Below are 18,286 nucleotides of genomic sequence, written 5' to 3'. Positions count from 1 at the left end.
ATTCCCTCCGGGGCCCGTCCGGAGGGCGTCCCGAGCCCTACGGAAGGCGCCGTTCCGGGGCCCGCCGGGCCCTCCGTCCCCCCGGGCGTGGCGGCCTTACGGGCGCCTTGCCGCGCCCCTACAACACGAGGGACCCCGGCGGCGGGCGGCGCATCCGCTACGTCTAGAGTGGCGTGGTACGCGCAAGTCTTTACCGGCTCTTCATGTCCGGTGCTTGCTTGTTCTTGCTTCCACCAGGGGTGTGCGTGACGGCCGTCGAATCCCGTCCTGCGGGGGTGCTCGAGACGAGCGAAACGAGCTCCGGTCACCGGCCGTTCGGGGCCCGTGTCCTGGCGTTCGTGGCGCTGACGAAGCCGCGCGTCATCGAACTGCTGCTGATGACGACGGTGCCGGTCATGTTCCTGGCCGCCCAGGGCGTCCCGGATCTGTGGCTGGTGGTCGCCACCTGCGTCGGCGGTTATCTGTCGGCCGGCGGCGCCGCCGCGTTCAACATGTATTACGACCGGGACATCGACGCGCTGATGGAGCGCACCGCGCAGCGCCCGCTCGTGACCGGCATGGTCTCGCCGCGGGAGTGCCTCGTCTTCGCCTTCGCGCTCGCGGTGGGATCGACGGCCTGGTTCTGGGCGCTGGTCAATCCGCTGTCCGCGATGCTGTCGCTCGGTGCGCTGGCCTTCTACGTCGTCGTCTACACGATGTGGCTCAAGCGCCGCACCTCGCAGAACATCGTCTGGGGCGGCATCGCCGGCTGCATGCCCGTGCTCATCGGCTGGTCCTCGGTGACCAACGAGGTCTCCTGGGCCGCCGTCATCCTCTTCCTCGTCATCTTCTTCTGGACGCCGCCGCACTACTGGCCGCTGTCGATGAAGGTCAAGGACGACTACGAGCGGGCCAGCGTGCCGATGCTGCCGGTGATCGCGGGCAACCAGGCGGTCGCGCGCCAGATCGTCCTCTACAGCTGGGCCATGGTCGGCGTCTCGCTGCTGCTGTGGCCGCTGGGCTACACCGGCTGGTTCTATCCCGTGGTCGCGGCCGCGCTGGGCGGGTTCTGGCTCAAGGAGGCGCACGGTCTCCAGGCGCGCGCCAGGGCCGGGATCACGGGCGCGAAGCTCAAGGAGATGCGGCTGTTCCACTGGTCGATCACCTATGTGTCGCTGCTGTTCGTCGCCGTGGCCGTGGACCCTTTCCTGCGGTGATTACCGGCGGGTAGCATCGGCTGTATGGCAGACACCACCCAGCCGGAGACACCCGAGAGCGGCGAGTCGGCCGCCCAGCCCTCCGCGCCGGAAGCACCGGCGGAGCGGTCCAAGCCCGCCAAGCCCTCCAAGGATGAGAAGCGGGCCGAGCGGCTCGCCCGCCAGATCACGGCCTTCGCCGGGAGCCACGGCGGCGCCGAAGGGCAGCTCGCCCACATCGGCCGCGGCGCCGTCCGGATCGCCCTCGTCGGCGACGACGGCGAATGGGGCGTGCTCGTGGCCCCCTCCCAGGACGGCGCGCGGCGCGCCGCCGAGCTCGCCGGGCTGACCCTCAGGGACGACTTCGACGGCGAGCTCGCCGCGAAGGTGCGCACCGGTCCCTACGAGTGGACGCGCATGGCGGGCATCCAGCTCGGCGGACCCGGCAACCCTCCGGCAGCCGCCTCGTAGAACGCCTGAGAACGGGTCCGGCGACACCTCGCGCCCCTTCCGTCCGTTAAGCCCATCGATGCCGGAGGGCGAGGAGGCGGGCGGCGATGCACGAGGCGACGGACTCCCCGGACACCGTGGGCCCGCCGACCGGCCCGGTCCCCCGCGACGGGCCGGGTCCGGCGGCGGGGCCGATCACCCTGCCGCCGCTGGTCGACCAGCACAGTCACGGCACGGTCGACGGTGAGCTGGGAGTCGGCTCGTTCGAGACCCATCTGGCGGCCGCCGCCGGGTCCGGCGCCGCCCCCGCCGGCACCACCTTCTTCGACAGCTGGACCGGTCTCGCGGTGCGCCGCTGGTGCCCCCCGCTCCTGGGCATGGAGCCCCACTGCGCGCCCGTCAGCTATCTCGCCCGCCGCCGTGAGCTGGGCGCCTACCGTGCCGCGCGGCTGCTGCTGCGCGGCGCCGGCATCGGCACCTTCCTGCTGGAGTCCGGCGCCCGGGATGACCTCAGCACGCCGGACGAACTGGCCGCGGCCGCCGACGGCACGGTCCTCGAGGTGGTCCGGCTGGAGCCGCTGGCCGAGCAGGTCGCCGACACCTCCGGCACGGTCGACGCGTTCATCGGCAACACCGCCGAGGCGCTGTACGCGGCGGCCCAGCACGCGACCGCCTTCGCCATGGGCATCGCCTTCTGCGACGAGCTCCCGCCCGATCCGCGCGAGGTGCGGCGCGCCGCCGCCCGCTGGCTCGCGCTGACCGTACGCCCGGCCCGGGACCGCGCCCCCGACCCCGCGCTCGCCCAGCACCTGCTGTGGAGCGCCGTGGCGACCGGCCTCCCGGTGCAGCTGCACTGTGCGGATCCGCAGTCGCTCATCGGCTTCCTGCGCGCCACGGCGGGCTTCGGCACCGATCTGGTGCTGCTGCCGGACCGGCCGCACCACCGCCGGGCGGCCCAGCTCGCCGCGGCCTTCCCGCATGTCTACGCGGACGCCGGTCCGCGGCCCGGGGAGACCCTGGCCGAGGCGCCGTTCGGCAAGCTGCTGTTCTCCACGGGCGCGCGGGCGCTGCCCGAGCTGTATGTGACCGCGTCCCGGCTGTTCGGCCAGGCCATGGCCCGGCTGGCGGAGGAGTGGGTCGGCGAGGGGATCTGCACCCGGGCCGAGGCCCAGCGGATCGCCGGGCTGGTCGCGGCCGGGACCGCGCGCCGGGTCTACCGGCTGGACGCGGCCGGCTCGGGCTGAACGGTCTCGTGGTCGCCCTCGTGGTCGCCGGTGGGGGCGGGCGCGGCAGCCGGGAGCGCGGCGCGCTCGCGCTGGGCGAGCAGCACCCGCAGCACCGCGATCCACACCAGGCAGGAGCCGAACATGTGGATGCCGACGACGACCTCGGGCAGATGGGTGAAGTACTGCACGTACCCGATCACACCCTGCGCGAGCAGCACGACCAGGAGCTCCACGACCGTACGGCGCTGGGCGGCGGGGGCGCGCACGGCCCGCAGGGTGAACCACAGGGCGACGGTGAGGCCCAGCACGATGTAGACGAAGTCCACGTGCAGCTGGGTGATCTCCTGCCAGTTCAGCGGGATGCGGTGCACCTCACGGGCGTCACCGGCGTGCGGGCCGGCGCCGGTGACCACCGTGCCGATCAGGATCAGCGCGAGGGTCGCGCCGACCAGCAGCCAGGTCAGCTGGCGCGCCGGGCGGGCGATCAGGTCGCGCGGCGCGCCGTCACCCTCGCGAGCCCGCTGCCAGACCACCATCGCGACCGTGAGGAGCGCGGAGGACAGCAGGAAGTGCGAGCTGACGATGTACGGGTTGAGTCCGGTGAGGACCACGATGCCGCCGACGACGGCGTTGCCCATCACGATCCAGAACTGGGCCCAGCCCAGCCGGGTGAGGGAGCGGCGCACCGGGGTACGGGCCCGCGCGGCGATGATCAGCACACCGACGAAGACGCACAGGACGTACGTCAGCATGCGGTTGGTGAACTCGATGACGCCGTTGATGCCCATGTCGGCGGTGGGCGTCAGGCTGGACGGGGTGCACTTCGGCCAGGTGTCACAGCCCAGCCCGGACTGGGTGAGCCGGACCGCGCCCCCGGTCACCACGATGACCACGGCCATCACCACGGTGGCCAGCGCGGCCCGCTCCACGAAGCGCGCGGAGGGCTGCCAGCGCCGGGCGATCAGCTCGAAGGGATTCAGCGAATTCGGCACCCGCCCATCGTAGGACGCCGCTTGTGCAGCTTTTCACGAGGGGGTTGTATTCCGGTAAAGCCGCAGTTCGTGACGGTGTCTGGGGTTACTCCCAGCGGAAGAAGCGGGTCGCCGCACCCAGCCCCAGCACCGCCCAGACCGCCAGGATCCCCAGATCCCGCCACGGCATCCCGGCCCCGTCCTGGAGGACGTCCCGCAGCCCGCCCGAGAGCGCCGAGATCGGCAGCAGCTCCAGTGCGCTCCGCACGCCGCCCGGGAACTTGTCCAGCGACACGATGACGCCACCGGCCACGAGCAGCAGCAGGAAGACCAGATTGGCGGCGGCCAGGGTCGCCTCGGCCTTCAGGGTGCCCGCCATCAGCAGCCCGAGGCCGGAGAACGCCGCGGTGCCGAGGATCAGCAGCAGCGCCACGGAGAGCGGGTCGCCGTGCGGCGACCAGCCGAGCGCCAGCGCGATCGCGGTCAGCAGCACGATCTGCATCACCTCGGTGACCAGCACCGCACAGGTCTTGGCGGCCATCAGCCCCCACCGCGGCAGCGGTGAGACCGCGAGCCGCTTGAGCACGCCGTAGCGCCGCTCGAAGCCGGTGGCGATGGCCTGTCCGGTGAACGCCGTGGACAGCACGGCGAGCGCCAGGACGCCGGGCGCCAGGAAGTCCACGGTGCTGCCGTCCGAACCGGTGTCGACGATGTCGACGGTGCTGAAGAGCACCAGCACCAGGGACGGGATGACGACGGTCAGCAGCAGCTGCTCACCGTTGCGCAGCAGCATCCGGGTCTCCAGCGCGGCCTGCGCGCGGATCATCCGCGGCAGCGGGGCCGCCCCCGGCTTGGGGAGAAAAGTGCCCGTGGCGGTCACGCTCGCAGCTCCTTACCGGTGAGCTCCAGGAAGACGTCCTCGAGGGTGTGCCGCTCGACCGAGATCCGGTCCGGCATCACCCCGTTCTGCGCGCACCAGGAGGTGACGGTGGCCAGCATCTGGGGGTTGACCTTGCCGGTGACGCGGTACGAGCCGGGTGTCAGCTCGGCGGCCGTGGAGTCGGCGGGCAGCGCCTTGAGCAGCGAGGCCAGGTCGAGCGCGGGGCGGCCGATGAAGCGCAGGGTGTTCTCGGCGCCGCCCCGGCACAGCTCCTCCGGGGTGCCCCGGGCGATCACCTTGCCGCCGTCGATGATCGCCACATCGTCGGCGAGCTGCTCGGCCTCGTCCATGTAGTGGGTCGTCAGCATCACGGTGACCCCGTCGTCCCGCAGATCGCGGACGAGGTCCCAGGTGGCGCGGCGGGCCTGTGGGTCGAGTCCGGCGGTCGGCTCGTCGAGGAAGACCAGCTCGGGGCGGCCGACGACGGCCATGGCGAGCGCGAGCCGCTGCTGCTGACCGCCGGAGAGCCGCCGGTAGGTGGTCCGGCCGCAGGAGCCGAGGCCGAGCCGCTCGATCAGCAGACCCACCTCCACCGGATGCGCGTGGAGGGAGGCGGTGTGGCGCAGCATCTCTTCTGCGCGCGCGCCGGAGTAAACGCCTCCGGACTGGAGCATCACCCCGACCCGGGGGCGCAGCGCCGGGGCGTCCGCGACCGGGTCGAGCCCGAGTATCCGGACCGTCCCGGCGTCGGGGCGGCGGTACCCCTCGCAGGTCTCGACGGTGGTGGTCTTACCGGCTCCGTTGGGGCCCAGAACGGCGGTCACGGAGCCCCGGCCGACGGACAGGTCGAGCCCGTCGACCGCGGTCTTCGGGCCGTACCGCTTGACCAGGCCGACGATGTCGACCGCGGGCTCTTCTCGCATGCCCGGCAGTCTACGAATCCCGGGGCCCTCCGTGGGCGGCAGGGCCGGAAGCCGCGGTGCCCGCCATCCGGGCCCGAAGGCGTCGCCGCAGGTGAGCCCGGGTCTCGGACTTAGGCAGACCTAAGTGACGTACCCCACCGGAACCGGCGAACTCCTCGCTTGTGGATCGCCGGAGAATTACGCAACAATGGCGTTGTGAAATACGCGAGCGAGGCTCCGAACGAGCGCGCGGCCGAAGCGGCCGCGCGGTCTGGCGTGCCCGCGTCCGCGCCGGAAGAGCAGCACGGCACCCGCAACCGGGTGGCGCGCTCCATCCTCGACCACGGTCCCTCCACCGCGGCGGAGCTCGCCCTGCGGCTGGAGCTGACCCAGGCGGCCGTCCGCCGCCACCTGGACACCCTCGTCGCCGACGGCGTCGTCGAGCCCCGAGAGAAGAGGGTGTACGGGGCGCGGGGGCGCGGCCGCCCGGCCAAGGTCTTCGCGCTCACCGACTGCGGTCGCGACGCCTTCGACCAGGCCTACGACAAGCTCGCCGTCGACGCTCTCCGCTGGATCGAGCAGAGCGCCGGAGGCGGTGAGGCGGGGCGTGCCGCGGTCGCGGCGTTCGCCCGCGCCAGGCTCGCCGCCCAGGCGGAGGAGTACCGCGGCGCCGTCGAGGCCGCCGCCCCCGGCAGCCGCACCGAAGCGCTCGCCGGTGCACTCTCCGCGGACGGGTACGCTGCTACGGCGCGCAGCGCGCCGGTCGGCGAACAGCTCTGCCAGCACCACTGCCCGGTCGCCCACGCAGCCGAGCGATATCCGCAGCTGTGTGAGGCGGAGACCGAGGTCTTCTCCCAGCTGCTCGGAACCCATGTGCAGCGTCTGGCCACCATCGCCCATGGCGACGGGGTGTGCACGACGTTCGTTCCGAAGACCGGCAAGGTCGAGAAGACCGAAACCAGCACCACCAAGACCACCACCGCATCTGCCAGCACGGCCGGGAGGAACCCCGAATGACTCTCCCCACGGAGACCGCTCACCCCGAGCTCGAGGGTCTGGGCAACTACGAGTACGGCTGGGCCGACTCCGACGTGGCCGGCGCCTCGGCCAAGCGCGGCCTCTCCGAGGAGGTCGTACGCGACATCTCGGCGAAGAAGTCCGAGCCGGAGTGGATGCTCAAGCTCCGTCTGAAGGGCCTGCGGCTCTTCGACAAGAAGCCCATGCCCAGCTGGGGCTCGGACCTGTCGGGTATCGACTTCGACAACATCAAGTACTTCGTCCGCTCCACCGAGCAGCAGGCCGCCTCCTGGGAGGACCTGCCCGAGGACATCAAGAACACGTACGACAAGCTGGGCATCCCGGAGGCCGAGAAGCAGCGCCTCGTCGCGGGTGTCGCGGCCCAGTACGAGTCCGAGGTCGTCTACCACCAGATCCGTGAGGACCTGGAGGAGCAGGGCGTCATCTTCCTGGACACCGACACCGCGCTCAAGGAGCACCCGGAGCTCTTCAAGGAGTACTTCGGCACCGTGATCCCGGCGGGCGACAACAAGTTCGCCTCGCTGAACACGGCGGTCTGGTCCGGCGGCTCGTTCATCTACGTGCCGAAGGGCGTGCACGTGGAGATCCCGCTCCAGGCGTACTTCCGCATCAACACCGAGAACATGGGCCAGTTCGAGCGGACGCTGATCATCGTCGACGAGGACGCCTACGTCCACTACGTCGAGGGCTGCACCGCGCCGATCTACAAGTCGGACTCGCTGCACTCCGCGGTCGTCGAGATCATCGTCAAGAAGGGCGCCCGCTGCCGCTACACGACCATCCAGAACTGGTCGAACAACGTCTACAACCTGGTCACCAAGCGCGCCGTGGCCTACGAGGGCGCGACCATGGAGTGGGTCGACGGCAACATCGGCTCCAAGGTGACCATGAAGTACCCCGCCGTCTACCTGATGGGTGAGCACGCCAAGGGCGAGACCCTGTCCATCGCCTTCGCGGGCGAGGGCCAGCACCAGGACGCCGGCGCCAAGATGGTCCACATGGCCCCCCACACCTCGTCGAACATCGTCTCCAAGTCGGTGGCGCGCGGCGGTGGCCGCACCTCCTACCGCGGTCTGATCGAGATCGGCGAGGGCGCCGAGGGCTCCAAGTCCAACGTGCTGTGCGACGCCCTGCTCGTCGACACGATCTCCCGTTCGGACACCTACCCCTATGTGGACGTCCGTGAGGACGACGTGTCCATGGGGCATGAGGCGACCGTCTCCAAGGTCAGCGACGACCAGCTCTTCTACCTGATGAGCCGCGGTCTGTCGGAGGACGAGGCCATGGCGATGATCGTGCGCGGCTTCGTCGAGCCGATCGCGCGCGAGCTGCCCATGGAGTACGCCCTGGAGCTCAACCGGCTGATCGAGCTGCAAATGGAGGGCGCGGTCGGCTGACGCCACCCCCCTTCCCGCCCGGCGGAGGCCGAGGTCCTCCGCCCGGGCACCCCATTCAGGCCCATCAGGCAGAAAGAGAGCAGTACGACAGCCATGGCTGAAACCATCCCGGCCGGATCCACCACGGACGGCGTCATCCAGGTGGGCCAGCCCACCGATGCCCGGGTCAGCGCGCTCGCGTCGTACGACGTGGCCGACTTCCCGGTGCCCCTCGGCCGCGAGGAGGAGTGGCGGTTCACCCCGCTGGAGCGGCTGCGCGGTCTCCACGACGGCACGGCCGTCGCCGACGGCGGCGTCAAGGTCGAGGTGACCGCCCCCGAGGGCGTCACGGTCGAGACCGTGGGCCGTGACGACGCGCGCCTGGGGAAGGCCGGCAAGCCGGTGGACCGGGTGGCGGCCCAGGCGTACAGCTCCTTCGAGAAGGCGTCGGTCGTCTCGGTGCCCAAGGAGACGGTGCTCACCGAGCCGGTGCGGATCGCCGTGCACGGCGAGGGCGGCACCGCCTTCGGCCACCAGGTGATCGAGGTCGGCGCCTTCGCCGAGGCGGTCGTGGTCATCGACCACACCGGTGACGCCACGGTCGCCGCCAATGTGGAGTACCTGATCGGCGACGGCGCCAAGCTCACCGTGGTCTCGGTCCAGGACTGGGACGACACCGCGGTCCACGCCGGTCAGCACACCGCGCTGGTCGGCCGGGACGCCACCTTCAAGTCCGTGGTCGTCACCTTCGGCGGCGATCTGGTGCGGCTCCACCCGCGGGTCGTCTACGGCGCCCCGGGCGGTGAGGCCGAGCTCTACGGCCTGTACTTCACCGACAACGGCCAGCACCAGGAGCACCGGCTCTTCATCGACCACGACACCCCGCACTGCCGCAGCAACGTGGCCTACAAGGGCGCGCTCCAGGGCGCGGAGGCGCACGCGGTGTGGATCGGCGACGTGCTGATCCGGGCCGCCGCGGAGGGCACCGACACCTACGAGCTCAACCGCAACCTGGTCCTCACCGACGGCGCCCGCGTCGACTCGGTGCCGAACCTGGAGATCGAGACCGGTGAGATCGTCGGCGCCGGTCACGCGAGCGCGACCGGCCGCTTCGAGGACGAGCAGCTGTTCTACCTGATGGCGCGCGGCATCCCGGCCGACGAGGCCCGCCGTCTGGTGGTCCGCGGCTTCTTCGCCGAGCTCGTCCAGCAGATCGGGCTCCCCGAGCTGGAGGAGCGGCTCATCGCCAAGATCGAGGCCGAGCTGGAGGCGTCCGTAGGATGACCCCGACCTTCGTACGCGCCTGCGCGCTGGGCGAACTCGAGGAAGACACCCCCAAGCGGGTCGAGCTCGAGGGCGTGCCGGTCGCTCTGGTGCGCACCGAGGGCGAGGTGTTCGCGGTCAACGACATCTGCTCGCACGCGAACGTCTCGCTGTCCGAGGGCGAGGTGGAGGACTGCCAGATCGAGTGCTGGCTGCACGGCTCCAGCTTCGACCTGCGCACCGGAAAGCCGTCCGGCCTCCCCGCGACGCGCCCGGTCCCCGTATACCCCGTAAAGATCGAAGGGGACGATGTGCTCGTCTCCGTCACCCAGGAGTCCTGAGGCACCCATGGCCACGCTTGAGATCCACGACCTGCACGTTTCCGTCGACGCCGAGGGCGGCCCCCGCGAGATCCTGCGCGGTGTCGACCTGACTGTGAAGCAGGGCGAGACGCACGCCATCATGGGCCCCAACGGCTCCGGCAAGTCCACCCTGGCCTACTCGCTCGCCGGTCACCCGAAGTACACGGTCACCGGCGGCACCGTGACGCTGGACGGCGAGGACGTGCTCGCGATGTCCGTCGACGAGCGCGCCCGCGCCGGTGTCTTCCTCGCCATGCAGTACCCGGTCGAGGTCCCCGGCGTCTCGGTCTCCAACTTCCTGCGTACCTCCGCGACCGCGATCCGCGGCGAGGCGCCCAAGCTGCGCACCTGGGTGAAGGAGGTCAAGGAGGCCATGGAGCGCCTCCACATCGACCCCTCCTTCGCCGAGCGGAATGTGAACGAGGGCTTCTCCGGCGGTGAGAAGAAGCGCCACGAGATCCTCCAGCTGGAGCTGCTGAAGCCGGCCATCGCGATCCTCGACGAGACCGACTCCGGCCTCGACGTGGACGCGCTGCGGGTGGTCTCCGAGGGCGTCAACCGGGTCCGCGAGTCCGGCCAGGTGGGCACCCTGCTGATCACCCACTACACCCGCATCCTGCGGTACATCAAGCCCGACCACGTCCACGTCTTCGCGGCGGGCCGGATCGCCGAGTCCGGCGGTCCCGAGCTCGCCGACAAGCTGGAGGAAGAGGGCTACGAGGAGTACGTGAAGGGAGGCGCGTCCGAGTGACACAGTTGCCGGGCCTCCTCGACACCGAGGCGATCCGCAAGGACTTCCCGATCCTGGACCGGGTCGTCCACGACGGCCAGCGGCTCGTCTACCTGGACAACGCGGCGACCTCGCAGAAGCCGCGCCAGGTGCTGGACGTGCTGAACGACTACTACGAGCGCTCCAACGCCAATGTGCACCGGGGCGTCCATGTGCTCGCGGAGGAGGCCACGGCGCTGTACGAGGGCGCCCGCGACAAGGTCGCCGCCTTCATCAACGCTCCCAGCCGCGACGAGGTGATCTTCACCAAGAACGCGTCGGAGTCGCTGAACCTGGTGGCCAACATGCTCGGCTGGGCCGATGAGCCCTACCGGGTGGACCAGGACACCGAGATCGTCATCACCGAGATGGAGCACCACTCCAACATCGTTCCGTGGCAGCTGCTCTCGCAGCGCACCGGCGCGAAGCTGAAGTGGTTCGGCCTCACCGAGGACGGCCGCCTCGACCTGTCGGAGATAGAGCAGATCATCACCGAGAAGACCAAGGTCGTCTCGTTCGTGCTGGTCTCCAACATCCTCGGCACGGTCAACCCGGTCGAGGCGATCGTCCGCCGCGCCCAGGACGTCGGCGCCCTCGTGGTGATCGACGCCTCCCAGGCCGCCCCGCACATGCTGCTGGACGTGCAGGCGCTCCAGGCCGACTTCGTGGCCTTCACCGGCCACAAGATGTGCGGCCCGACCGGTATCGGGGTGCTGTGGGGCCGCCAGGAGCTGCTGGAGGACCTGCCTCCGTTCCTCGGCGGCGGCGAGATGATCGAGACCGTCTCGATGAACTCGTCCACCTACGCCCCGGCGCCGCACAAGTTCGAGGCCGGTACCCCCCCGATCGCCCAGGCCGTCGGCCTCGGCGCGGCCGTGGACTACCTCACCTCGATCGGCATGGACAACATCACCCGCCATGAGCACGCCCTGACGCACTACGCGGTCGGCAGGCTCCTGGAGGTGCCGGACCTGCGCATCATCGGCCCCACCACGGCCGAGGAGCGCGGTGCCACGATCTCCTTCACGCTCGGTGACATCCACCCCCACGATGTGGGTCAGGTGCTGGACGAGCAGGGGATCGCGGTCCGGGTCGGTCACCACTGCGCCCGCCCCGTATGCCTGCGCTACGGAATTCCGGCGACCACCCGAGCGTCGTTCTATCTGTACTCCACGCCGGCCGAGGTCGACGCCTTGGTCGAGGGCCTGGAGCACGTACGGAACTTCTTCGGGTAGGGGCGTGCCGCGTGAAGCTGGATTCGATGTACCAGGACGTGATCCTGGACCACTACAAGAACCCCCATGGCCGGGGGCTGAGGAACGGCGACGCAGAGGTACACCACGTCAATCCCACTTGCGGTGACGAGATCACGCTCCGGGTGCGGCTTGACGGTGACACCATCGAGGACGTGAGCTACGAGGGGCAGGGCTGTTCCATCAGCCAGGCCAGCGCCTCGGTGCTCAACGAGCTGCTGGTGGGCAAGGAGCTGGCCGAGGCCCGCAGGATCCAGGAGACCTTCCTGGAGCTGATGCAGTCCAAGGGCAAGGCCGAGCCGGACGACGCCATGGAGGAGGTGCTGGAGGACGCGATCGCGTTCGCCGGTGTCTCCAAGTACCCGGCCCGGGTGAAATGCGCCCTGCTGAGCTGGATGGCGTGGAAGGACGCCACGGCGCAGGCACTGGGCGAGACCGCCGGAGGGAAGACCGCATGACTGAGAACGCCGCCACCACCACCAAGCCCGCCAGCGAGGAAGAGGTCCGCGAGGCCCTGTACGACGTCGTGGACCCCGAGCTGGGCATCGACGTGGTCAACCTCGGTCTGGTCTACGGCATCCATGTCGACGACGGCAATATCGCCACCATCGACATGACGCTCACCTCGGCGGCCTGTCCGCTGACCGATGTCATCGAGGACCAGGCCAAGTCCGCGACCGACGGCATCGTCAACGAGCTGCGGATCAACTGGGTCTGGATGCCGCCGTGGGGCCCGGACAAGATCACCGACGATGGGCGTGAGCAGCTGCGCGCGCTCGGCTTCAACGTCTGACGCCTCCCGCGCTTTTCCGAGCGGCCCCCGTGCTTCGGCACGGGGGCCGCTCGCATGTCCGTAACCCCGGCGCGGGGTGGTTGTGTACGCTCGTACGCATCGTTGTGTACGCTTGTACGCATGGCATATGTGACGCTCTCCGGGGCCATCCTGGCCGAGATCCTGGCGACCACCTCGATGAAGTACAGCGAGGGCTTCAGCAGACTCTGGCCCTCGCTGGCCACGGCCGCGGGCTATCTGCTGTCCTTCGTGCTGCTCGCGCACACGCTCAAGTCCATCTCCGTCAGCACCGCCTACGCCATATGGTCCGGGGCCGGGACCGCCGTCATCGCCGCGATCGGCATGCTCTTCCTGGGGGAGGCGATGACCGCCGCGAAGGTGCTGGGCGTGCTGCTGGTCATCGCCGGGGTGGTGGTGCTCAATCTGAACGGCGCCCACTGATGGGCCGCCGGTACGACCCCGAGCGGCGGCAGCGGATCATCGATGCCGCGGTCGCCGTGGTCCGCGAGCGCGGCATCGGGGGGCTCGGCCACCGGGCCGTGGCCGCCGCGGCCGATGTGCCGCTGGGCTCGACGACCTACCACTTCGCGACCCTCGACGATCTGCTGATCGCGGCGCTCCGCCAGATCAACGCGGAGTGGCTGGCGGAGGTGCGGCGCTGGGTGGAGGGCGTCGATCCGGCCGCGCCGCCCGCGGACGAGCTGGCCCGGTGGCTGGAGGAGCAGCTCACGGGCGACCGGGCGCGGATGGAGTTGGAGTACGAGCTGTACTTCGCCGCCCTGCGCCATGAGGGGCTGCGGCCGCTCGCCGCCGAGTGCCTGGACGAGATGGCCCGGATGCTGGGGCGACTGGTGCCCGACGTGGCCACGGCGCGGGCGGTGGTGGCCCTGATCGACGGGCTGACGCTCCAGGTGCTGCTGGCGGACCTCCCGTACGACCGGGCCCAGGTGCGGGCGGCGCTCGAGCGGCTGGTGACCGGCTGACGCGGCGGCCCGTGAACCCGTATCCCGCCAGCGGGGAACAGGGGGTGACACATCGATCCCCGCACCTTGACGCAACGGATACGGAGACCCTGTGACCGACCCCGATCCACCGTCGCACCGTGCCCCGGACACCACACCGGACGACGACGCGGCGGTCGTGGCGCAGTCGCTTGGGCAGCCCGAGATCTTCGCGCTGCTCTACGACCGGTACGCCCCGGACATCCACCGCTACGCCGCCCGCCGCCTCGGCGACGGCGCCGCCGACGACATCACGGCCGAGACCTTTCTGATCGCCTTCCGCGGCCGGGCCCGCTACGACCAGGGGCGTGCCACCGCCAGGCCCTGGCTGTACGGCATCGCCGCCAACCTCATCGGCAAGCACCGCCGCGCCGAGGTGAGAGCGCTGCGCGCGCTGGCCCGCACCGGCACCGACCCGGTCGCCGAGTCCTGGGTCGAACGCGCCGACAGCCGGATGGCGGCCGAGGCCACCCGCCGGCCGCTCGCCACCGCCCTCGCCGGGCTGTCCGCCCGCGACCGGCACGTCCTGCTCCTCGTCGCCTGGGCCGACCTCAGCTACCAGGAGGTCGCGGAGGCCCTCGGCATCCCTGTCGGAACCGTCCGCTCCAGGCTCAACCGCGCGCGCCGCAAGGTGCGGTCCGCCCTCGGTAACGATCCCACCGTCGTCAGCGATGCCACGGAGGTGGCCAGCTATGGATGATCTCCAGCAGGACCTGGGCCCGGTGCGCACGCTGCGCGCCGACGCCCCCCGCCCCGACCGGGCCCGGCTTGCTCCCGGGCGCGTCAGGCTCCATGAGGCCGCCACCGGCACGGTCCGCCGGCGTCGCTTCCGCGCCGACTGGCGGCTCGCCGCCGTCGGTGCCGCCGCGACGCTGACGGTGGCCGCCCTGCTGGTCACCGACGTCGTGGGGGGAGGGACCGGGGGCGCCCGGGTGTCGGACCCCGGCGCGCGGCCCGGCTACACCGCGACCGCCGAGCTGGGAAGTGTCGCGGACGGAAAGAGCGTCGGTGACGCGGCGAAGCTGCTGCGGTGGGCGGCGGACATCGTGGAGCAGACGCCCGTCCCCGCGCCCCGGGACGGCCAGTGGATCTACACCAGGCTCGTGGAGGCGGGCCGGATCGACGGAGGGCCGAAGCCGCAGGAGTCCGAGTCCTGGAAGGCGTACGACGACCCCTCGTACTCGGCCCGGAAGGAGTACCGCCTGCTGCGCTCGCTGCCGGACGACCCGGCGCGGGTGAAGAAGAAGGTCCGCACGCTGGAGGAGGGCCGTCCGGACTCCGAGACCCTGGCCCAGTACGACTTCCGGCTGCTCGGCGTTCTGAGCCAGGCGTTCCCGACCGATCCCGAGGGGCGGGCCAGGGTCCTCAGGGCGATGGCGACCGTTCCTGGGATCACGGCCGCCGAGGTGACGGACAACCTCGGACGTAAGGCGGTGGCGATCGGCCTCGGCACCGTGCGGAAGAAGGGCTTCTCGGAGTTCCAACTGCTGTACGAGCCCCGGACCTTCGATCCGCTCGGGGAGCGGGGCATCGCGGGCTACGACGCCGAGCCGGACGACGATGACAAGGATGGCTGGAAGGCCGGCGATGTGCTCAGCACGCATGCGCTGGTGGACCGGGCGCTGGTGGACAAGGAGGGGCAGCGGCCCTGAGGCCCGGACCGGGGTGGGCTGGGGCGGACGGTGGACCGGGGGACCAGGCGGACCGGGGGCCGGGCGGATCGGTGGACCGGGGGACCAGGCGGACCGGGGGACCGGGTGGGCCGGGGCGGCCGTCCGGTGAGGCGATGTCGGTCGCTGAGACCGGTTCGCCTCCCGGGCCCGGCTCCGGTTAGCGTTCTGACCATGACCGATGCATCCACCACCGCCCCCACCGGCGCCGTCGCCGCCGGTCTCGCCACCCTCACCGAGGACGGCACCGTCCTGGACACCTGGTTCCCGGCCCCCGAGCTGACCGCAGAGCCCGGTCCGGCCGGAACCGAGCGGCTCGACGCGGAGCGCACCGCGCGGCTGCTGGGCGAGACCGCCCTCAAGGCGGTCGGACCGGACCCCCGGCGCGGCGTCGAGGTCGTCGCCGTCCGCACGGTCATCGCCTCGCTCGACGAGAAGCCGCAGGACGCGCACGACGTCTACCTGCGGCTCCATCTGCTCAGCCACCGCCTGGTCAAGCCGCACGGCCTGAGCCTGGACGGCCAGTTCGGCCTGCTGGCCAACGTCGCCTGGACCTCGCTCGGCCCGGTCGCCGCCGACCAGGTGGAGCGGGCCCGGCTCGCCGCCCGCGCCGAGGGGTCGCAGCTGTCGGTGACCAGTGTCGACAAGTTCCCCCGAATGACCGACTACGTCGTCCCCGCCGGCGTCCGCATCGGCGACGCCGACCGGGTCCGGCTCGGCGCCCACCTCGCCCCCGGGACCACGGTCATGCACGAGGGCTTCGTCAACTTCAACGCCGGGACGCTCGGCACCTCCATGGTCGAGGGCCGGATCAGCGCGGGCGTCGTGGTCGGCGACGGCTCCGACGTCGGCGGTGGCGCCTCGATCATGGGCACCCTCTCCGGCGGCGGCAAGCAGACGATCACCATCGGCGAGCGCTGCCTGCTCGGTGCCGAGGCGGGCCTGGGCATCTCGCTCGGCGACGACTGCATCGTCGAGGCGGGGCTGTATGTGACGGCGGGCACCCGCGTCACGCTCCCGGACGGCAAGATCGCCAAGGCCCTGGAGCTCTCCGGCGTCAACAACCTGCTCTTCCGCCGCAACTCCATCACCGGCACGGTCGAGGCGCTGCCCCGGACCGGCTCCTGGGGCGGGCTGAACGAGGCGCTCCACAGCCACAACTGAGGTTGGCGCGCCCATTGGGATGCGTCGCCCGGTGCGGGGGCAGCGGCCCCCGCACCGGGAGTGTTCCGCTCAGGGGCGCACTCGTACCACCTGCGGGTCGTGGTCGCTGGACTGGTCCGAGAACTCGGCGTTGATGTGCACGATGTCGTAGTCGGCACGGCGCAGCGCGCGGCTGGTCAGGATGTGGTCCAGCACCTGTGAATTGCCGTTGTAGACATAGCCGTAGCGCTCGTCCTTCGGCAGCCGGGTCACCAGGTCCGTCAGCACACCGCCCTTGGTGAGGTCGGCCAGCGCGGGCGAGAACTGGTAGTCGTTGAGGTCGCCCGCGACGACCACCGACGCCTTCGGGTCGGCGTTCAGCAGCGCCTTGACGAAGGTGTTGACCGCCGTGGCCTGCCCGGTGCGCTGGGTCTCCGAGGAGCGGGCCGGGGGCTGGAAGCGGCTGTCCAGGCCTTGGTCGCCGCCCTTGGAGTTGAAGTGGTTCGCGACCACGAACACCGGGCGGCCCCGGAAGGAGAACTGCCCGACCAGCGGCTTGCGGCTGTCCTTCCAGACGCCGTTCGCCGGGTCGATACGGCCGGGGGAGGCCGACAGCGTGGCCCTGCCGCCCTTCTTCTCGACCTTCACCGGGGTGGTGGAGTCGCCGCCCGGGATGTCGGTGAAGGAGACCCGCTCGGGGTTGTAGAGGAACGCCACGCGGATGTTGCCGCCCGGCTCGCCGCCGTCCTGGTCGTCCACCGGGTTGATCTGCCGCCACTCGTACGCGGGGCCGCCCGCCGCCTTGATCGCGTCGGTGAGCTTCTTCAGCGTGGCCTCGGCGCCGACCACCGAGTCGTTCGTCGCGCCGTTGTCGTCCTGGACCTCCTCCAGGGCGACGATGTCCGGCGAGGCGAGGTGCTCCACAAGACCGGTGGCCAGCCGGTCGAACTTCGACTGGGCGGTCTTGGGGGAGAGGTTCTCCACGTTGTAGGTGGCGATGGAGAGTTCGTCCGCCTTCTGCTTGCGGGTGGTCTCCCGCTGCGGACCGTGGTCGGCCAGCTCGCCCATCGCGGTGGCCGCGATCGTGTAGCCGCCGAAGTTGTCGTAGTCCATCGGCCCGGCCGTGGTGCCGGTCAGCGCGTCGCCGACGTCCGCCACGGGGAAGGGGTGCTGGGCGTAGGGCAGCAGCGAGACCACCTTCACCCGGCCCGCGTTCGGGTCGCGGTACGAGCCGTAGAGGGCGCCGCCGCGCGCGGTGCGCTGGTGGTGGGGCTCGGCGGTGACCCACAGCTCCTTGTAGGTGTTGGTCGCGCCGACCACGGGGGCGTTCTCGACCGAGACCCGCATGCCCTCCAGCGACTCGTAGCGGTCCAGGGCGTACGAGCGCGGCCGCAGCGTCAGCCCCTCGATGGAGTCGCCGCCGGCGTCCGGGGTGTAGCGGTCGGGGATCGTGGAGGGGTTGAGCCGGTAGGCGGCGGGCAGCGCGTTGCCGGAGGACCGGACCGTCCAGGTCGCCTTGGAGAGCTCGGTGAGCGACTGCCCGCCGGCGTCCTTGCCGCCCGGGTAGTACTCGGACACCGTTCCGGAGACCAGCACCGAGTCGCCCACGGCGACCGAGGGCGTGGTCGACCCGGTGAAGACGAAGATCGCCTCGCTGGTGGCCGCGTCCTTGTCGGGCCGGGTGTCCTGGATCCAGAAGCCGCGCGAGGAGCCGAAGGCGCGTATCGCCGTGACCGTACCGGGCACGTCGCTCACCTGCTGTCCGGCGAGCGGGGATATCCGGGTGCTGCCCTGGATGTCATGGATGCGGATCTCGGCGGCGGAGGCCGGCGAGTCCACCGCGAGCAGCCCGGCCGCGAGGGCGGCGGCGACGGCGGTGAGGGCGACGGGTCCGCGCGGGGCGCGAAGGGACATGGTGGTGGCCTCCGGAAAGGAGTGAACGGCGAGGAATACGCCTCTACGCGCGTCAATCTCTTTCCTCGCCACGGAAGTTGTCAAGGGAGGACGGGTGGCC

The 18,286-nt window shown here is 71.0% G+C and carries 20 protein-coding genes; 16 read left to right on the top strand and 4 right to left on the bottom strand.

Translation table 11 applies throughout. The annotated features are described in order from the left end of the window. Positions 1-245: 245 nt before the first annotated feature. The 3 genes from ABD329_RS28470 (at position 246) to ABD329_RS28460 (ending at position 2,869) form a co-directional block, all read left to right on the top strand. The gene (locus ABD329_RS28470) at positions 246-1,196 is read left to right on the top strand and encodes a heme o synthase (protein ID WP_198276417.1); all 951 of its coding nucleotides are present in this window, start codon (positions 246-248) and stop codon (positions 1,194-1,196) included. Positions 1,197-1,220: 24 nt separating this feature from the next. Further along, positions 1,221-1,646, top strand: a complete 426-nt coding sequence (locus ABD329_RS28465; protein WP_198276416.1) for a hypothetical protein — start codon at positions 1,221-1,223, stop codon at positions 1,644-1,646. Between the two features lie 86 nt (positions 1,647-1,732). After that, positions 1,733-2,869, top strand: coding sequence for an amidohydrolase (locus ABD329_RS28460; protein ID WP_246618351.1), 1,137 nt, complete (start codon positions 1,733-1,735; stop codon positions 2,867-2,869). Here ABD329_RS28460 and ABD329_RS28455 read toward each other — a convergent pair. The 3 genes from ABD329_RS28455 to ABD329_RS28445 all read right to left on the bottom strand — a co-directional run bounded on the left by ABD329_RS28455 (position 2,839) and on the right by ABD329_RS28445 (position 5,625). Then, a complete protein-coding gene (locus ABD329_RS28455; RefSeq protein ID WP_198276415.1) occupies positions 2,839-3,843 on the bottom strand; it encodes a COX15/CtaA family protein in 1,005 nt (334 codons plus the stop codon). The genes ABD329_RS28460 and ABD329_RS28455 overlap by 31 nt on opposite strands. Positions 3,844-3,928: 85 nt before the next feature. Next, positions 3,929-4,702 (bottom strand): ABC transporter permease, encoded by a 774-nt coding sequence (locus tag ABD329_RS28450; RefSeq protein ID WP_198276414.1) that lies wholly within the window; start codon positions 4,700-4,702, stop codon positions 3,929-3,931. Further along, complete coding sequence (locus tag ABD329_RS28445) at positions 4,699-5,625, bottom strand: ABC transporter ATP-binding protein (protein ID WP_198276413.1); 927 nt, start codon at positions 5,623-5,625, stop codon at positions 4,699-4,701. Before ABD329_RS28445 ends, ABD329_RS28450 begins: the two co-directional genes overlap by 4 nt. A 195-nt stretch (positions 5,626-5,820) precedes the next feature. Here ABD329_RS28445 and ABD329_RS28440 point away from each other — a divergent pair, with 195 nt between their 5' ends. The 13 genes from ABD329_RS28440 (at position 5,821) to dapD (ending at position 16,293) form a co-directional block, all read left to right on the top strand. Next, the gene (locus ABD329_RS28440; protein WP_198276412.1) at positions 5,821-6,621 is read left to right on the top strand and encodes a helix-turn-helix transcriptional regulator; all 801 of its coding nucleotides are present in this window, start codon (positions 5,821-5,823) and stop codon (positions 6,619-6,621) included. Beyond that, positions 6,618-8,039, top strand: coding sequence for a Fe-S cluster assembly protein SufB (gene sufB / locus ABD329_RS28435; RefSeq protein WP_198276411.1), 1,422 nt, complete (start codon positions 6,618-6,620; stop codon positions 8,037-8,039). Before ABD329_RS28440 ends, sufB begins: the two co-directional genes overlap by 4 nt. Positions 8,040-8,132: 93 nt before the next feature. Then, on the top strand, positions 8,133-9,302 hold the full coding sequence (sufD, locus tag ABD329_RS28430) for a Fe-S cluster assembly protein SufD (protein WP_198276410.1): 1,170 nt from the start codon (positions 8,133-8,135) through the stop codon (positions 9,300-9,302). Beyond that, the gene (locus tag ABD329_RS28425; RefSeq protein ID WP_198276409.1) at positions 9,299-9,622 is read left to right on the top strand and encodes a non-heme iron oxygenase ferredoxin subunit; all 324 of its coding nucleotides are present in this window, start codon (positions 9,299-9,301) and stop codon (positions 9,620-9,622) included. Before sufD ends, ABD329_RS28425 begins: the two co-directional genes overlap by 4 nt. A gap of 7 nt (positions 9,623-9,629) precedes the next feature. Continuing rightward, positions 9,630-10,394 (top strand): Fe-S cluster assembly ATPase SufC, encoded by a 765-nt coding sequence (gene sufC, locus ABD329_RS28420; protein WP_037949644.1) that lies wholly within the window; start codon positions 9,630-9,632, stop codon positions 10,392-10,394. After that, complete coding sequence (locus tag ABD329_RS28415) at positions 10,391-11,647, top strand: cysteine desulfurase (RefSeq protein ID WP_198276408.1); 1,257 nt, start codon at positions 10,391-10,393, stop codon at positions 11,645-11,647. Before sufC ends, ABD329_RS28415 begins: the two co-directional genes overlap by 4 nt. Before the next feature lie 11 nt (positions 11,648-11,658). Beyond that, positions 11,659-12,123 carry a Fe-S cluster assembly sulfur transfer protein SufU gene (gene sufU / locus ABD329_RS28410; protein ID WP_037949640.1) on the top strand — a complete coding sequence of 155 codons (465 nt, stop codon included), beginning with the start codon at positions 11,659-11,661 and terminating at the stop codon, positions 12,121-12,123. Continuing rightward, on the top strand, positions 12,120-12,458 hold the full coding sequence (locus tag ABD329_RS28405; RefSeq protein ID WP_037949638.1) for a metal-sulfur cluster assembly factor: 339 nt from the start codon (positions 12,120-12,122) through the stop codon (positions 12,456-12,458). Before sufU ends, ABD329_RS28405 begins: the two co-directional genes overlap by 4 nt. Positions 12,459-12,578: 120 nt before the next feature. Next, positions 12,579-12,899, top strand: a complete 321-nt coding sequence (locus ABD329_RS28400; protein ID WP_198276407.1) for a DMT family transporter — start codon at positions 12,579-12,581, stop codon at positions 12,897-12,899. Then, positions 12,899-13,441, top strand: a complete 543-nt coding sequence (locus ABD329_RS28395) for a TetR/AcrR family transcriptional regulator (protein ID WP_198276406.1) — start codon at positions 12,899-12,901, stop codon at positions 13,439-13,441. Before ABD329_RS28400 ends, ABD329_RS28395 begins: the two co-directional genes overlap by 1 nt. Positions 13,442-13,532: 91 nt before the next feature. Then, a complete protein-coding gene (locus ABD329_RS28390; protein ID WP_198276405.1) occupies positions 13,533-14,159 on the top strand; it encodes an RNA polymerase sigma factor in 627 nt (208 codons plus the stop codon). Continuing rightward, positions 14,152-15,111, top strand: coding sequence for a hypothetical protein (locus ABD329_RS28385; protein ID WP_198276404.1), 960 nt, complete (start codon positions 14,152-14,154; stop codon positions 15,109-15,111). The genes ABD329_RS28390 and ABD329_RS28385 overlap by 8 nt, the downstream gene beginning before the upstream one ends. 192 nt (positions 15,112-15,303) lie before the next feature. Next, positions 15,304-16,293 (top strand): 2,3,4,5-tetrahydropyridine-2,6-dicarboxylate N-succinyltransferase, encoded by a 990-nt coding sequence (gene dapD / locus ABD329_RS28380; protein WP_198281983.1) that lies wholly within the window; start codon positions 15,304-15,306, stop codon positions 16,291-16,293. A gap of 69 nt (positions 16,294-16,362) precedes the next feature. Here dapD and ABD329_RS28375 read toward each other — a convergent pair whose 3' ends face one another. After that, complete coding sequence (locus ABD329_RS28375; RefSeq protein ID WP_198281984.1) at positions 16,363-18,186, bottom strand: endonuclease/exonuclease/phosphatase family protein; 1,824 nt, start codon at positions 18,184-18,186, stop codon at positions 16,363-16,365. Between the last annotated feature and the right edge of the window lie 100 nt (positions 18,187-18,286).

It is taken from the genome of Streptomyces javensis (genome assembly GCF_039525925.1).
Lineage (GTDB): Bacteria > Actinomycetota > Actinomycetes > Streptomycetales > Streptomycetaceae > Streptomyces > Streptomyces asiaticus.
Note: the sequence above shows the minus strand (reverse complement) of the source record. Positions and strands in the feature narration are given on the sequence as shown.

What these genes read in the sequence shown, in the direction of transcription:
- ABD329_RS28465 (WP_198276416.1), top strand. Translation starts at nt 1,221, where the DNA reads ATGGCAGACACCACCCAGCCGGAGACACCCGAGAGCGGCGAGTCGGCC.
- ABD329_RS28460 (WP_246618351.1), top strand. Translation starts at nt 1,733, where the DNA reads ATGCACGAGGCGACGGACTCCCCGGACACCGTGGGCCCGCCGACCGGC.
- ABD329_RS28445 (WP_198276413.1), bottom strand. Translation starts at nt 5,625, where the DNA reads ATGCGAGAAGAGCCCGCGGTCGACATCGTCGGCCTGGTCAAGCGGTAC.
- sufB (WP_198276411.1), top strand. Translation starts at nt 6,618, where the DNA reads ATGACTCTCCCCACGGAGACCGCTCACCCCGAGCTCGAGGGTCTGGGC.
- sufD (WP_198276410.1), top strand. Translation starts at nt 8,133, where the DNA reads ATGGCTGAAACCATCCCGGCCGGATCCACCACGGACGGCGTCATCCAG.
- ABD329_RS28425 (WP_198276409.1), top strand. Translation starts at nt 9,299, where the DNA reads ATGACCCCGACCTTCGTACGCGCCTGCGCGCTGGGCGAACTCGAGGAA.
- sufC (WP_037949644.1), top strand. Translation starts at nt 9,630, where the DNA reads ATGGCCACGCTTGAGATCCACGACCTGCACGTTTCCGTCGACGCCGAG.
- ABD329_RS28405 (WP_037949638.1), top strand. Translation starts at nt 12,120, where the DNA reads ATGACTGAGAACGCCGCCACCACCACCAAGCCCGCCAGCGAGGAAGAG.
- ABD329_RS28400 (WP_198276407.1), top strand. Translation starts at nt 12,579, where the DNA reads ATGGCATATGTGACGCTCTCCGGGGCCATCCTGGCCGAGATCCTGGCG.
- ABD329_RS28395 (WP_198276406.1), top strand. Translation starts at nt 12,899, where the DNA reads ATGGGCCGCCGGTACGACCCCGAGCGGCGGCAGCGGATCATCGATGCC.
- ABD329_RS28385 (WP_198276404.1), top strand. Translation starts at nt 14,152, where the DNA reads ATGGATGATCTCCAGCAGGACCTGGGCCCGGTGCGCACGCTGCGCGCC.
- dapD (WP_198281983.1), top strand. Translation starts at nt 15,304, where the DNA reads ATGACCGATGCATCCACCACCGCCCCCACCGGCGCCGTCGCCGCCGGT.
- ABD329_RS28375 (WP_198281984.1), bottom strand. Translation starts at nt 18,186, where the DNA reads ATGTCCCTTCGCGCCCCGCGCGGACCCGTCGCCCTCACCGCCGTCGCC.